The 15,249-nt window shown below is 53.6% G+C and carries 12 protein-coding genes; 4 read left to right on the top strand and 8 right to left on the bottom strand.

The features are described 5' to 3' along the window. Window positions 1-13: 13 nt before the first annotated feature. The 4 genes from tuf to rpsL form a co-directional block, all read right to left on the bottom strand. Complete coding sequence (gene tuf, locus CFELI_RS01640; protein WP_277105281.1) at window positions 14-1,204, bottom strand: elongation factor Tu; 1,191 nt, start codon at window positions 1,202-1,204, stop codon at window positions 14-16. A 329-nt stretch (window positions 1,205-1,533) separates the two neighbouring features. After that, entirely contained in the window at window positions 1,534-3,606 is a 2,073-nt protein-coding gene (gene fusA / locus CFELI_RS01635) for an elongation factor G (RefSeq protein ID WP_277105283.1), read from the bottom strand. Between the two features lie 405 nt (window positions 3,607-4,011). Continuing rightward, window positions 4,012-4,479 (bottom strand): 30S ribosomal protein S7, encoded by a 468-nt coding sequence (gene rpsG / locus CFELI_RS01630; protein WP_277105282.1) that lies wholly within the window; start codon window positions 4,477-4,479, stop codon window positions 4,012-4,014. Between the two features lie 5 nt (window positions 4,480-4,484). Continuing rightward, window positions 4,485-4,856 (bottom strand): 30S ribosomal protein S12, encoded by a 372-nt coding sequence (gene rpsL, locus CFELI_RS01625; protein ID WP_025251882.1) that lies wholly within the window; start codon window positions 4,854-4,856, stop codon window positions 4,485-4,487. 1,011 nt (window positions 4,857-5,867) lie between these two features. On the opposite strand from rpsL, the gene CFELI_RS01620 reads away from it, so the two are divergent. Next, on the top strand, window positions 5,868-6,350 hold the full coding sequence (locus CFELI_RS01620) for a hypothetical protein (protein WP_290258973.1): 483 nt from the start codon (window positions 5,868-5,870) through the stop codon (window positions 6,348-6,350). Between the two features lie 123 nt (window positions 6,351-6,473). Next, a complete protein-coding gene (locus CFELI_RS01615) occupies window positions 6,474-7,442 on the top strand; it encodes a DDE-type integrase/transposase/recombinase (RefSeq protein ID WP_290259226.1) in 969 nt (322 codons plus the stop codon). A gap of 260 nt (window positions 7,443-7,702) precedes the next feature. Here CFELI_RS01615 and CFELI_RS01610 read toward each other — a convergent pair whose 3' ends face one another. The 4 genes from CFELI_RS01610 to CFELI_RS01595 all read right to left on the bottom strand — a co-directional run bounded on the left by CFELI_RS01610 (window position 7,703) and on the right by CFELI_RS01595 (window position 12,183). Then, entirely contained in the window at window positions 7,703-8,437 is a 735-nt protein-coding gene (locus CFELI_RS01610) for a hypothetical protein (protein ID WP_277104539.1), read from the bottom strand. 61 nt (window positions 8,438-8,498) lie between these two features. Beyond that, window positions 8,499-9,353 carry a sugar ABC transporter permease gene (locus CFELI_RS01605; protein WP_277104572.1) on the bottom strand — a complete coding sequence of 285 codons (855 nt, stop codon included), beginning with the start codon at window positions 9,351-9,353 and terminating at the stop codon, window positions 8,499-8,501. Window positions 9,354-9,382: 29 nt separating this feature from the next. Beyond that, the gene (locus CFELI_RS01600; RefSeq protein ID WP_277104540.1) at window positions 9,383-10,738 is read right to left on the bottom strand and encodes a carbohydrate ABC transporter permease; all 1,356 of its coding nucleotides are present in this window, start codon (window positions 10,736-10,738) and stop codon (window positions 9,383-9,385) included. A gap of 197 nt (window positions 10,739-10,935) precedes the next feature. After that, window positions 10,936-12,183: an extracellular solute-binding protein gene (locus CFELI_RS01595; protein ID WP_374724712.1), complete on the bottom strand. Its 1,248-nt coding sequence runs from the start codon at window positions 12,181-12,183 to the stop codon at window positions 10,936-10,938. A gap of 324 nt (window positions 12,184-12,507) precedes the next feature. Between CFELI_RS01595 and CFELI_RS01590 the strand changes: the two genes are divergently transcribed. Then, window positions 12,508-14,046, top strand: coding sequence for an alpha-amylase family glycosyl hydrolase (locus tag CFELI_RS01590; RefSeq protein WP_290259220.1), 1,539 nt, complete (start codon window positions 12,508-12,510; stop codon window positions 14,044-14,046). 86 nt (window positions 14,047-14,132) lie between these two features. After that, window positions 14,133-15,248, top strand: coding sequence for an HNH endonuclease signature motif containing protein (locus tag CFELI_RS01585; RefSeq protein WP_277104543.1), 1,116 nt, complete (start codon window positions 14,133-14,135; stop codon window positions 15,246-15,248). Window position 15,249 lies beyond the last annotated feature (1 nt).

The raw sequence follows: 15,249 nt of genomic DNA, 5'->3' as shown, positions 1-15,249 counted from the left end.
GTGCAAAAGATCATTACTTGATGATCTTGGTGACACGACCAGCGCCAACGGTGCGGGAGCCCTCGCGGATAGCGAAACGCAGACCCTCGTCCATAGCAACAGGCTGAATCAGGGTGACGGTCATGTCGACGTTGTCGCCAGGCATAACCATCTCGGTGCCCTCAGGAAGCTTCACAACACCGGTAACGTCGGTGGTGCGGAAGTAGAACTGTGGGCGGTAGTTGTCGAAGAATGGGGTGTGGCGGCCACCCTCGTCCTTGGACAGAACGTAGACAGAGCCCTCGAACTCGGTGTGAGGGGTGTAAGCGCCTGGCTTAACAACAACCTGGCCACGCTCAACATCTTCGCGCTTGATACCACGAAGCAGCAGACCACAGTTGTCGCCAGCCTCGGTGTAATCGAGCAGCTTGCGGAACATCTCGATACCGGTAACGGTGGTGGAGATAGCCTTCTCCTTGATACCGATGATCTCAACGTCCTCGTTGACGTTCAGCTGACCGCGCTCAACACGACCGGTCACAACGGTGCCACGGCCGGTGATGGTGAAGATATCCTCAATAGGCATGAGGAATGGCTTCTCGGTCTCACGGATTGGATCTGGGATGGAGTCATCACAAGCCTGCATGAGCTCGCGGATGGACTCGGTCCACTTCTCATCGCCCTCAAGAGCCTTCAGAGCGGAGATGTGAATGATTGGAGCTTCCTCATCGTAATCCTGCTCAGCCAGCAGCTCACGAACTTCCATCTCAACCAGCTCGATGATTTCCTCATCATCAACCATGTCGCACTTGTTCAGAGCAACGAGGATGTAAGGAACGCCAACCTGGCGAGCGAGCAGAACGTGCTCACGGGTCTGAGGCATTGGGCCGTCGGTAGCAGCAACAACCAGAATAGCACCGTCCATCTGTGCAGCGCCGGTGATCATGTTCTTGATGTAGTCGGCGTGACCTGGAGCGTCAACGTGTGCGTAGTGGCGCTTCTCGGTCTGGTACTCCACGTGGGAGATGTTAATGGTGATGCCGCGCTCCTTCTCTTCCGGCGCCTTGTCAATAGCGTCGAAAGCGAAAGCCTGGTTCAGGTCTGGGTAGGTGTCAGCCAGAACCTTGGTGATAGCTGCGGTGGTGGTGGTCTTACCGTGGTCAACGTGACCAATGGTACCGATGTTTACGTGAGGCTTAGTACGCTCGAACTTTGCCTTTGCCACTAGTTGTCCTCCTGGACTTCGTGGTGGCTACGAAACTCGCAGCCACGGAGTTGATAAGTGCTGTATATTCTAGCCACTAATTCGGCAGCCATGGCAATACAGCTATTACATGTGCCAGTTACATGATCCTAAGTTCCATTGGCATAATTTTCAAACCAACCGTGAAACAATTCAAGGATCTACTAGGGTAACGGCCAACACAACCTACAAAGTTCCCTTTGTTAACGCTGTGCAAGCCGCTACCCCAGCAACGCTGGATAGTTCCATGTAACTGGGCTTTCCCCACAACACGTGGGGAAAACTATCCAACCAAAAGGGGTAACGAAACTTTAGTTACCGGTACGCTCAGCGATGATCTCGGTAGCTACGTTGGTAGGAACCTCAGCGTAGGAATCGAAGATCATGGAGTAGTTAGCGCGGCCCTGAGTCTTCGAACGCAGGTCACCAACGTAACCGAACATCTCAGACAGTGGAACGCGAGCCTTAACGACCTTTGCACCAGCACGATCATCCATGGAAGCGATCTGGCCACGGCGAGAGTTAATATCGCCGATAACGTCGCCCATGTACTCCTCAGGGGTGATAACCTCAACAGCCATCACAGGCTCCAGAAGAACTGGCTTTGCCTTAGCAACGCCTTCCTTCAGTGCCTGGGAACCAGCCAACTTGAAGGCCATTTCGGAGGAGTCAACCTCGTGGTAAGCACCATCGAGCAGGGTTGCCTTGATGTTCACCAGTGGGAAGCCTGCGAGGTAGCCGTACTGCATTGCATCCTGGATACCAGCGTCAACAGATGGGATGTATTCCTTAGGAACACGACCACCGGTAACAGCGTTCTCGAATGCGTAGATTGCGGACTGGCCCTCTTCGAGCTCATCAGCCTCAGGAGCGTAAGGCTCCAGAGCGATGATCACCTTAGCGAACTGACCGGAACCACCGGTCTGCTTCTTGTGGGTGTACTCGATCTTCTCAACAGCCTTACGGATGGTCTCACGGTAAGCAACCTGTGGGTTACCAACGTTAGCCTCAACCTTGAACTCGCGACGCATACGGTCAACAAGAACGTCCAGGTGCAGCTCGCCCATGCCGCCGATCACGGTCTGGCCGGACTCTTCGTCCAGCTCAACGGTGAAGGTTGGGTCCTCTTCAGCGAGCTTCTGGATAGCAACGCCCAGCTTCTCCTGGTCAGACTTGGTCTTAGGCTCAATGGAAACCTTAATCACAGGATCTGGGAAGTCCATGGACTCCAGGATGATCTGGTTGTTGGAATCACAAAGGGTATCACCGGTGGTGGTGTCCTTCAGACCAATGAAGGCGTAGATGTTACCTGCGGATGCTTCGTCAACAGGGTTCTCCTTGTTGGCGTGCATCTGGAACAGCTTACCGATGCGCTCCTTCTTACCCTTGGTGGAGTTAGCAACCTGGGTACCAGGCTCAACAACACCGGAGTACACGCGAACGAAGGTCAGCTTACCGAAGAATGGGTGAACCGCGATCTTGAAGGCAAGTGCTGCGAAAGGCTCGTCGATGGAAGGCTTACGCACAACCTTGGTGGACTCGTCGCCAACTGCGTGGCCAACAACTTCACCGATGTCCAGTGGGTTTGGCAGGTAGTCGATGACGGCGTCGAGAAGCGGCTGAACACCCTTGTTGCGGTATGCGGTACCACACAGAACTGGGTAGATCTCGGAGTTGACGGTCATCTTGCGGATGGCTGCCTTGATTTCCTCAACGGTGAGCTCTTCGCCACCGAAGTACTTCTCCATGAGCTCTTCGTCAGACTCAGCAACAGCCTCGAGAAGCTTCTCGCGATACTCCTCAGCCTTGTCCTGAAGGTCAGCTGGGATCTCTTCGTAGGTTGGCTCAGCACCGGTCTCAACCTTGCCGCGCCAGGTGATAGCACGCATGTTGATCAGGTCGACAACGCCGTCGAAGTCGTCCTCAGCGCCGATTGGCAGCTGCAGAACCAAAGGCTTAGCGCCCAGGCGGTCGATGATGGTCTGAACGGTGAAGTAGAAGTCAGCACCGAGCTTGTCCATCTTGTTCACGAAGCAGATACGAGGAACGTCGTACTTTGCAGCCTGACGCCACACCTGCTCGGACTGTGGCTCAACGCCTTCCTTGCCGTCGAAAACAGCAACTGCGCCGTCGAGAACACGCAGGGAACGCTCAACCTCAACGGTGAAGTCAACGTGACCTGGGGTGTCGATGATGTTGATCTGGTTGTTGTTCCAGAAACAGGTCACGGCAGCGGACGTAATGGTGATGCCGCGTTCCTTCTCCTGCTCCATCCAGTCGGTGGTGGATGCACCGTCGTGGGTCTCGCCGACCTTACGGTTGATGCCGGTGTAGAAGAGGATACGCTCGGTGGTGGTGGTCTTACCAGCATCGATGTGGGCCATGATGCCGATGTTGCGGACCCGGTTCAGATCCTTAAGCACTTCTTGAGGTGCCACTGTAGTCCTAACTTATGTAGCTGGGAATCATCTTGGGAAAATCTTTCTGGGTAGAAAAGTCAAGATGAAAACCACTGTACGGATAGTTTCTGTTCAATTCTGCCAAAATTTGGCTGAATCTTCGAGCTTCTGTATAAAAACCAACTGTGTAATTTCCCCCCATCACAGCCCAAAATCTCAGGCCGTAATGGAAGAATGTGCGGCATTTTACAAAAAGCTTTACCGTCTGCCTGTTATAGACGTTTGACCCAGCGAAGAAAGCTCACGATGAGACAAAGCACAGATACGTGCAGTGTCTGCGGGGGCGAGTTTTGCTTAGCTGGGTCATTGCGAAGACGGTAGTGCCGATGATTACCAGCGGTAATGAGCGAAGGCGCGGTTGGCCTCTGCCATCTTGTGGGTATCCTCGCGACGCTTCACGGAAGCGCCAAGGCCGTTAGCCGCATCCAGGATCTCGTTAGCAAGACGATCGATCATGGTGTTTTCGCGACGCTGGCGGGTGAAGGTAACCAACCAACGCAGAGCCAGGGTGTTTGCGCGTGCTGCGCGAACCTCAACTGGAACCTGGTAGGTAGCGCCACCAACACGGCGGGAACGAACCTCGAACTCAGGCTTGATGTTGCCCAGAGCCTTCTCAAGGGTCAGAACTGGATCGGTGCCGGTCTTCTCCTGGCACTTCTCAAGTGCACCGTAAACAATGCGCTCTGCAACGGACTTCTTGCCGTCAAGCAGAACCTTGTTCACGAGCTGAGTAACAACCTCGGAACCGTAAACTGGGTCTTTTACTACTGGGCGCTTTGGAGCTGCATTCTTACGCATTTAGATTACTTCTCCTTCTTTGCGCCGTAGCGGGAACGAGCCTGCTTGCGATCCTTAACACCCTGGGTGTCAAGCGCACCGCGGATGATCTTGTAACGAACACCTGGGAGGTCCTTCACACGACCACCGCGAACCAACACCATGGAGTGCTCCTGGAGGTTGTGGCCCTCACCTGGGATGTATGCGGAAACCTCAATGCCGGAGGTCAGGCGCACACGAGCGACCTTACGCAGTGCAGAGTTAGGCTTCTTAGGGGTGGTGGTGTACACACGGGTGCACACGCCACGACGCTGTGGGGAACCCTTCAGCGCTGCGGTCTTCACCTTTGCAGTCTTATCGTGGCGGCCCTTACGGACCAGCTGCTGAATAGTTGGCATGAACCGTCTTTCTATATTTTTCGGTTTTTCCTCCAACCACCACACTTCAAGCACGGTGGTAGAGAATTTTTCGCGTTCAGATTTTGCCTAGCAACACACATCCACCGCTACCTGCCCCTATACAAACGAAAATAGGGGCTCTTTTCCGGGGCCGCTTCCGTGTGTTCCTCCAAGTTCTGAAGAAATCTACCCAATCGGATAAACTCTTACTTCCTAGCGCGGCTAGGCAAAACTTGAGGCTCCCAACAAATACATGTGGGACTATCGGGCAACTCTACAGAACAACCGCCAGCAAAGTCAAATTAAAAATTCTTGCCCGTGCGTATCAAATCTCAGGCACCATAAGTTCACTCGCTGTAAGGGTTTAAGGGACTCAATGTTCCTACGCCCATCAAATTACTCTTGCTCCTTGACGATTGATACTCCCGTTCTAAAAATGCCACAACGTTGAGCCCCATAGTTTTTTCAAAAACTAGGTTCTTCCTCACCATATAAATTAAAAGGCGAGGTTTTAACTATCCTGATGAAACCTCGCCACGGGATCTTGACAAAATGAGCGTCCCTATCATTCTATAAACTACATCGATGCGTCTTTAAAAATGGGAGTTACGCCGCCACCTCACTTCGGCTTTAACAAAAGTGTAGTATGCCGCCATCCCCATAGTCGCATAGTTTTCTTTTTCACCACCTGCTTTTCAGTTTTCCTATCCCAACGAACCTTTTCTATCTCTACTTTCACTGGACCTAGTCCTCTGGGGGAAGAAGAAAAGTAGATTTTATCAATGGTCGCTCGCCTTGCCTCATTGCAATAACGCCGGTGAAGACGATCGCTCTTCTTATGCCCCCAGAGCAAGGTTTTGTAGGTAATAGTGACAGATTCACCCAATTTAAGCGCACATCCCACCATTACTCCTGTACGTGCACCACAGTCCATCTCACAGAGTTGTCCCCTAAATCCGTCCACTGGCAATAATTGTCAGACTACTTGTGAATGGTTTCTAGGAAGGATTCATGAGTATGGAAGTTCATGTTGTGGCTTCGTCGTTTACCCCCGCGCAGCAGCGTGAGATTGCGTTGCGTTATGTCAAGCTACGGCGGGGTGAGAAGACTCCTTATGCTGAAAGTTTAGGGCTGCGTCCGCATGTGATTCGGAAGTGGATTTCTGCGTTGGCTGATGGTGATCTCGACAATGAGCGTTTTCCCCGTAAGACTGGGAGTATGACAAAGCGTGATATTTCAGAGGTACAACGACTCCGAGAGCTTTTAGCCCAGCAGCAAGCCCAAGCCGAGCGGGAACAGGAAAAGTTGGTTCGTAAGCTTGCTGAACATAGCGCTCAAGCTGAGCGTGATCGGAAAGAATTTGCCCGCCAACTTGCATTAAAAGATGCTGAGGCTAGTAAGTGGGAAAAGGCTGCTGATGCGTTGGGAAAAGCTATTGCCGTCTTGCACGATCTTGGCGAGCCACACGGCAAGGCGGAAAAATCCTCACAGTAGAACAACAAGAACGTTTCGATGCGTTCGTAACCGAAGATCTTTCCTTGTTCTACGCTTTGGTTGATTTGACCATACCAAAAACACGATGCCACAAGCTTACTGGGCTTGCGCCTTCTAGCCTGCATGAACGCCTTCATCCAGGCTATCGACGCAACACAACCCACCCCGCATCGGTTGCGGCGTAAAGACGTGATGCTCACAGACCAGGAACGTACACTGATCTGCAAACAACTTGATGCCACACCAGAAGTACCCATCCAACAGGTGTACTACCAGCAGTGGGATCACGGGCAGGTCTTGGCAAGTTTAAGCAGCTACTACCGTATGTCAAAGACACCTACGTGTGTCAGCCGTGGACCTAAAACCACCGCTGTGCGTGTGAGTAAAACACCGCGGACAACCCCGCCACAGCTTGTTGCGACCAAACCGTATCAAACCCTGGTGTGGGATATCACCACACTGCCACTACTTACACGAGGGCACAATACGTATCTGCACTGTGTTGTGGACCTGTATTCACGCGCCATCGTCGGATGGGGTATTGATGACCAGCCCAACACCACTGTCGCCGAAGAAATCTTCACCCAGATCATCGCCACTGCTACCAAACAAGGCCATCAGGTTGAAATGATCCATTCCGATAACGGGACTTCAATGAAATCAAGAAAAATGCAGCAATTCTGCCAAACCCATGGCATTGTTCGATCACATTCACGCCCACGCATCAGTGACGATAACCCCCACGTGGAATCATCCTTTGCCACCTTGAAAAACGATCCCACCTACCCGAAAGTTTTCGAGGATAAAAACCACGCCCGAAACTGGATACGCACCTGGGTAGACTACTACAACACCACACGCGCGCATTCAGCACTCGAGTTTTTCACCCCACACCAAATACTAACCAACACCTGGAAAGGAACCTGGGCAATACGCAACTCCGCCAAACAACGGCTCTACGAACAAAACCCCACACGATTTAGACACCAACGCCCACGCGTACGCACGCCTGAACCTGAGGTCTACTTCAATCTCACCAACACCCCCGAGCACCAAGGAAACACAACCCTCATCAACGAATTAATGCAATAACACACACCTACAAAACACCCCCAACTACCCCCAATTTTCACAAGTAATTGACAATAAGCGAACGTACACGTGTCCGTCACGCTTGGTTCAATACTTTTACACATTCCTGCACTAGCGTGACCGCCTTATCGTAGGCACTTGAATTTGTTCTCAGTAACGTGTGTCATGGCATGAAGTTTCTCCCCCTCAAGCACAAGGGGGACGACAGGAAAACTCCCTGCAGGTTTCGTGAAGAGTCCTACGCGAAGTTAACCTGTCAATCAGATCAACGCCAAGCTAAGAAGTAGTACTGGATACAGCGCTATCCAGAGCGGATTCGGCCATGTGCCTTTCTCCTCCAGAAGTGGTGCGCGGTAGTGGAGGAATACAACACCGATTGCTGGGGTGATCAGGAAAGAGGCGCCGATCATTCCGGCTGAGAGCATCATGGTGTTCTCACGGCCGTTGACGAAGTAGAAAACACAGAACATCACCAACACCACCGCGCCCGTGAGCATGACTGAGACGCGCAACCCAACGGCGAAAATCACGATCCACGCGAGGGCGGCAAAAATGACTGCTCCTGTGACAAGCATCCGCTGTGCTGGGGGAAACTTAGCAGCATACTGATAGGTCGCGGCCACGATAAAACATAAAGGCAGCGCCCAGATCACCGACTGCGCCGAAAAATCCACCAGCGCACCCTTAACACCAATGTCGAAGGCGAATTCACAGATCAGCGCATAGGCCACGGTGGCGGCGAACAGTCGGGGGTGAAGGTGCGCGCGTCGCAAAGCTACTGCGTACAGCCAGGCGATGATCGGCAACCCCGCCCAACTGAGCAACTCCAGTAGCACAACCCAGGTGAGCTGCGAAAAGTCGGCGTTTGCCACATCCGGCACACACAGCTTTTCGACGCCCACACTTGCGGCATGAAACAGCGCGCACACACCCGCAACCAGCAACAAATGGGTAAAGCGCAATCCACGACCGACCTCAGATACCACCTTCGACACCCTTCTTTAACAAAAGCTAAAGGGACACCTTACAAAGATGCCCCTCGTAGCTACCAGCTGGCTAACCCTTCACGGAGCCAGCCATCGACTCCTGATAATAACGCTGCATCACAATAAACAGAATCACAATCGGGATGGAAACACACACCGCACCGGCGGCGAAACGGGCAAACCAATCATGAATGTACTCTTTTTCCAGCATTTTCCACAGACCCAAAGCAACCGTGTAATTATCCTGGGTACGCGCAATAGCTTTGGCCAAAACGAAGTCCAGCCACGGGGTGAGGAACCCAATAATTGCCTGGTACACAATCATCGGCTTGCTAATGGGAAGAATAATGAGGCGGAAAACCTGCCAGCGGGTACAACCATCCAAATATGCGGCCTCATCCAAAGACTTTGGAATGGTATCCATATAGCCCTTCATAATATAAAAGCCCATACCGGAACCCGCCGAATACACAATGATCAGCGCGATATTGGTCACCGCACCATTAGTTAAGCCCAGCGCCTTCAAAATGAAGTAGATCGCCACCACGGCCATAATGCCGGGGAACATGCCCAAAATTAGGGCCATATTCATATAAATTTTGCGGAAGCGGAAGCGCATACGCGAAAGGCTAAACGACACAATGAGTACGAAGAACACCGAAATTATGCAGGTAAATACCGCAATGATGAAGGTGTTTGCAAACATGCGGGGGAAATCCAGCACATCGCGCTCCGTAAACAGCGCCACGTAATTATTAACCGTGTATTCCGTGGGGAAAAACGTTGCCGAATACGGTGCCGTGTTCTTATTAAACGATGCCGCCACAATCCAAATAATGGGCAGCACCCAAATAAAAGCCAACACGCTCAAGAAAATATGCGTAGCCACATCGGCAATCCGGCGCGAAGCGCGCTGATCGTGCAAGGTGGCATTAGTGTGATCAAGAGACTTGCTCACTGGAATCCCTCCTCATTGCGGTAAGAACCGGAACGACGGTACGTCACCAACGCCACGCTGGAAAGCACGATGAAGGTCAAAATACCGATCACCGCACCAATGTTGTAATCGCCACGGTCCACTGTCAGTTTGTACAGCCACGTAATCAGCAAGTCGGTTTGACCCGCCGACGCACCCACCGGTGTGGGCGCACCCCCGGAAAGCATGTAGATCACGTTAAAGTTATTCACATTCGCCGTAAACGTGGTGATCAGGTAGGGGGTCATCACGAACAACATGTACGGCATGGTGACGCTGCGGTAAATCTGCCACCAGCTGGCGCCGTCGAGACGCGCAGCCTCATACAGCTCACCCGGAATATTCTGCAAAATACCCGTCACCTGCATCACCGTGTACGGAATACCGATCCACAGATTAATCACAATCACCGTCACACGCGCCCACGTAGGGTCAGTGAAAAACGGCAACGCATGATCGGTCAAACCATAATCCTGCAACAAGCGGTTCAACGCGCCCTGCGGCTGCAGCATCGAACGCAGCACCAGCAACGACACGAACTGCGGAACCGCCACCGACAGGGAGAAAATCGCACGCCAAAACGCCTTACCGCGGGTGGTGCGACGATTAATCAGCATGGCAAGGAACATGCCCAGGAAGTAGTTCAGGAAGGTGGCAAAAAACGCCCACACCAGCGTCCACGCCAACACCCCAAGGAACATGTTGAGGTTGACCACGCCCGTGTCATTACCCAACACCTTGCCGAAATTCTCCAAACCAACCCACTGGAAATTAGTGGGGTTTTTCGAATCGAAGCTGGTAAACGCCATGGTGATCATGAAGATCAGCGGCAAAATAGTAAAGATAAGAATGCCTGCGGTAGGCAAGGACATAAACAGAATCGGGGCGTCAGTATCAGTCAACGCCTTGAGATCCTGCACAAAACTACGCGCCTTGCCATGATTTTCCACCTGCACCTGCGCCTTGAAAGCACTGCGCAGCGCCACAGTAGCAAACCAGACAAACACCAAGGCAGCACAAATCGCGGCAATGCCGTTGAGCAAAACCACCACAGAAGGTTCAGAATTCACATAGGTCCAAAACCCGTCCACCTTCACACGAGTCTGACCCCCCTGACCCCCAAGTTCCGGCAACGCTTGGATCTTGGCAACACCAATGGTGGCAAACCACGCGATCACCGCGACCTCAATGCCTAAAAGCATCACACCTTTGAAGTACTGTTTCTTCGCTAGATTGCCGAGGCCGAAAATAACAAGCGAGAGTTTAGTAAGCGCGTCGCCATCACGCCACGCTGACCCAATCCCAAATTCGGATTCTTGGCCGCGGTGCTTCATCACTCCACTCCTTTGCTGTGAGAAATCTACATTCGCATCGCACACCGTGAATATCGCCCACAGTGACGCACAAACCCCCGAAACAATCCGCTTATTCAAAGCAGCGCTTCGGGGGTTCAACAGTGTGTATCGCTATCGAGTGGGCACTATCAAGGCACACTCAACAGATATGTATGTTTGGCCGTCTTTCAGTGCCGCTAGTTAGCGTAAGACTTAAACCATGCTTCAGTCTTCTCAGCAGCATTGTCCTCGGTCACCTCACCGTTAACAATGGCCTTACCAAAGTTCTCAGCTGGCTCCCAGAACTCAGACATCGCCTTAAAGGTTGGCTGCAAGACAGAAGCCTTAGAGACAGTCTCAAACAAAGCAACAGCCACAGGATCCTTCGAAATCTCTGCATCGGACGCCAGAGTCTTATCGGCAGGAATCACACCATTCTTCTCATAATGCACCTTCTGAGAATCAGAAGAAGCAAGGAATGCAGCGAACTTCGCAGCCACAACCTGGTTCTTCGAGTTCGGGTTGTAGGCTACAGCCTTCGAACCGGAGAAGGCTGTAATCTGAACATCTTCACCACCCAGCTTGAAGGTAGGCAGAGACGCAACAGCATAGTTCTCACCCAAAGCCTCCTCAGCAGCCTGGGCATCCCACGCGCCGGAGAACACAACGTCGACAGAACCATTCGCAAGGCCACCCAAGCCGGAGCCATCAGCATCGTTGACGAAGTTCTTGTTCTTAGCCACATCAACCAAGTACTTGGTCACATCTGCAGCCTTATCGCCAGCCTGAATACCAGCCTTCTCATCCAAGCCTTCCTTGCCGAAGAAGGTAGTGCCAGCGCCAGCGTAGAAACCAGCCATGTACCAGGAGTTCGACAGCGGGAAGGAAACCTTTGCTTTCTCCAACATGGTGTCGAAGCTCTTGACATCATCAGCGCTCAGCTTGGACTTGTTGTAGTACATGAACCAGGTGTTTGGCTCATAAGGCAAACCATAAGAATCACCATCTGGGCCAACCACAGAGTTAGCCAGAGCAGTTTCAGCCTGCTCAGCAAGCTGCTTTGCGCCATCATCAGACAAAGCACCAATTGCCTGCGCGGAGTGCAGCGCACCCAACTGATCGTTCGCGAAAAGGTACACATCAGCAGCGGCAGCAGGATCCTGGCCCACAGTGGTAGCAGCATCAGCAGCAGAGACCACAGAGTTCTTCCACGAGATCTTCAGATCAGGATTAGCTTCCTCAAACTTCTTCTGCATGGTCTGCAACCAAGCGTCCGAATTTGTCTGGTCTTCCTGAGAAGTCCACACAGTCAAACTTACATCGCCCGATGCCTTCGCGGAACCGTCAGCAGCCTTGTCAGCATCGCCACCAGAGCATGCCACCAAACCGGCAGAACCCAAGACAGTGGCCATAATCGCAGCGAAAGCCTTACGCTTGTTCATCAAGGTACAAACACCACTTTCTGAAAAACTCATGCACACCCACACCCCAGAACCTGCTCACAGCAAAAAGGGGGGTGCGCCACGTATTCACGACATACTTTCCTAGCCAAAAGCACCCCCATCATCATGGGAGAACAAGGGTCAATTACCCCTGCCATTTGGCTTTGAAACTCACAACCACAATCTAAGCACAGTGACAGTGCGCAATAAAAACCTAATACGTGACCGCAGTCACCCCACCCACCACCCATGCAGGCAAAACGGGCAAAAACAAGCACAAACATGAAAATAATCACATGTTCAACAACCCCACAACACCCCCAAAACATGACACAATCCCACAGCATGAAAACCCCTGAGTGGCTCAACACAGCAGTCTTCTACCAGATCTACCCACAATCCTTCTACGACAGCAACGGCGACGGCATCGGCGACCTCAACGGCATCACCGAAAAACTCGACCACCTCACCTACCTCGGCATCAACGCCATCTGGCTCAACCCCATCTACCACTCCCCCTTCAAAGACGCCGGCTACGACATCACCGACCACACCCGCATTGCCGCCCGCTACGGCACCGAAACAGACCTTACAACGCTTATCGACGCCTGCCACCAACGCAACATCAAAATCACCCTCGACCTCGTCCCCGGCCACACCAGCGAACAACACCCCTGGTTCATCCACTCCACCACCAACCCCGACTGCGACCGCTACATCTGGACCGACCACTGGTTCGGCGACGCCGACGGACTACCCTACATCGCCGGGGAAACCCCACGCAACGGCAACTACATCATCAACTTCTTCAAATGCCAACCCGCACTCAACTACGGCTTCGGACGACGTCGACACGCATGGCAAAAACCCAGCACCTCTCAGGGGGCAGAAACCAACCGCCAAGCCATCGCCGACATCATGAAACACTGGCTCGACAAGGGCATCGACGGATTCCGCGTCGACATGGCCGACTCACTCGTCAAACACGACCCCGACAAAAAAGAAACCATCCGCACCTGGCACAACATCTTCAACCGCATCCGCCCCCACCACCCCAACGCCGCCTACATCGCCGAATGGGGCAACCCCGCCCAATCCCTCAAAGCCGGCTTCCACACCGACTTCTACCTCGACTGGCCCGGCAACGGCTACAACCTCCTCGTCCGCGACAAACACCCCTACTTCGCACCCAACTCACCCCACACCACCCAAGACTTCATCAACCTCTACCTCCCCCACTACAACGCCACCCGCGACAAAGGACACTTCAGCCTCATCAGCGGCAACCACGACACCACCCGCCTAGCCCACCACCTAGACGAAACCAGCCAACACCTCTACTACACATTCCAACTCACCATGCCAGGCGTCCCCTTCATCTACTACGGCGACGAAATCGCCATGACCTGGCACAACCTCCCCACCCACGAAGGCGGCTACACACGCACCGGCTCCCGCACCCCCATGCAATGGACCACCAACACCAACGCCGGATTCAGCACCAACCCCAACACATACCTACCCACCTACACCAACACCAACGTAGAAACCCACCGCAACAACCCCCACTCCCTCCTCAACCACATCCGCACACTCATCCACCACCGACACACCCAACCCGGACTCCACGCACACCAACCCCTCACCTTCATCCCCACCCCCAACCCACGCATCATGGCATACCGGCGCGGCGAAGGCATCGAAGTGTACATCAACGTCTCCACCCAAAACACCACACTCCCCTCAGGGGGCACAACACTCATCCACACCTACGGCGGAGCAACCCTTACAGACAACCAGCTCACCCTCCCACCCATGAGCGCAGCAATCCTTAAGCCCACACAAGAAAGTTATCCACACAAGTGACACGGCAACAAAGTTATCCACAGAAAAACCAGTATCCGCAACCCCTAAATCTTGCACCACCCCACCACCCGACTTAGCCTAAAAATATGAGCTACACGGCATGGACAACAGCACAACGCAGCGGGGCCGCCCTGCTGCTTGAGCTGCGCCGTGACAACATCCCCGCAGAAAACCTCGAACGCGACGCCGGCATCGACTACAACCGCGCCAAACACCTCGTCTGGCTCGCCAAACAATTCGAACTCACCCACCTCAAACTCGCCAAACACTACCAACTCAGCACCGACCAACTCGACGCCATCAACAAATACGTCAACCGCGCCCACAGCGGCGTCGACAAGCAAGCACTGCGCGAAGAATTCATCCGCAAAGCACCAGAATGCGTACTACGCGACCTCCGCGGCTGGATGGCGCAACGAGTCACCCAAGAAAACGGCGGCGTCGACAAGCGCATGCCCCCAGCACGCTTCAACCTCGGCACAACCCCCGACGCCCACGGACGCATCCACTTCTCAGGCTGGCTCATGCAAGCCCAAGCCCACATGCTCCGCAACCGCCTCAACAACGACGCACGCAGCCTCCAAGCCACCAACCCCGACCTGACACGCATCGACGCACTAGGCCAAGCCGCAATCAACCGCCTCCTCACAGGAACCCCGAACACCACCCCCACCCACGAACCCTGCTTCATCCTCCCCCTCGACGCCGACACCACCTACTTCGCCGACGGCACTATCGCCACCAGCGACGGCGCACTCATCAACATCCACAACCTCATCAACGAAAAAATCGCCGACTACGGCTACACCATCGCCTGGGGCCTCAACGAACAAGGACACCCCACACCCGTCGCAGCCGCACGCATCCAACACACCACCCCCTGGCAAAAATACCTCGCCGCCATCGAACACCTCACCTGCGTCCACCCACACTGCGACCACGCCGCCATCACCAGCCAAGGACACCACATCACCGCATGGTCCCACGGCGGCCCCACCACCTACGACAACCTCGCACCACTCTGCCAATACCACAACCGCAGAAACAGCGACAACCCCAACAACAACACCAACGGACGCATAGAAAAAGACCCCGAAACCGGAATACCTGGCCTCAGGGCCTCCCCCAACCAACCCCTCGAACACCGCAGCCACAGAAAAAGCATGTCCATCTGGGCCACAGGCTACTACCTAGGCCGCTAGC

The organism is Corynebacterium felinum, from assembly GCF_030408755.1.
Taxonomy (GTDB): domain Bacteria; phylum Actinomycetota; class Actinomycetes; order Mycobacteriales; family Mycobacteriaceae; genus Corynebacterium; species Corynebacterium felinum.
Note: the sequence above shows the minus strand (reverse complement) of the source record. Positions and strands in the feature narration are given on the sequence as shown.

Coding starts and splice junctions, on each gene's coding strand:
- fusA (WP_277105283.1), bottom strand. CDS start 3,606: ATGGCCCACATCGATGCTGGTAAGACCACCACCACCGAGCGTATCCTC.
- rpsG (WP_277105282.1), bottom strand. CDS start 4,479: ATGCGTAAGAATGCAGCTCCAAAGCGCCCAGTAGTAAAAGACCCAGTT.
- rpsL (WP_025251882.1), bottom strand. CDS start 4,856: ATGCCAACTATTCAGCAGCTGGTCCGTAAGGGCCGCCACGATAAGACT.
- CFELI_RS01620 (WP_290258973.1), top strand. CDS start 5,868: ATGAGTATGGAAGTTCATGTTGTGGCTTCGTCGTTTACCCCCGCGCAG.
- CFELI_RS01615 (WP_290259226.1), top strand. CDS start 6,474: ATGAACGCCTTCATCCAGGCTATCGACGCAACACAACCCACCCCGCAT.
- CFELI_RS01600 (WP_277104540.1), bottom strand. CDS start 10,738: ATGAAGCACCGCGGCCAAGAATCCGAATTTGGGATTGGGTCAGCGTGG.
- CFELI_RS01590 (WP_290259220.1), top strand. CDS start 12,508: ATGACACAATCCCACAGCATGAAAACCCCTGAGTGGCTCAACACAGCA.
- CFELI_RS01585 (WP_277104543.1), top strand. CDS start 14,133: ATGAGCTACACGGCATGGACAACAGCACAACGCAGCGGGGCCGCCCTG.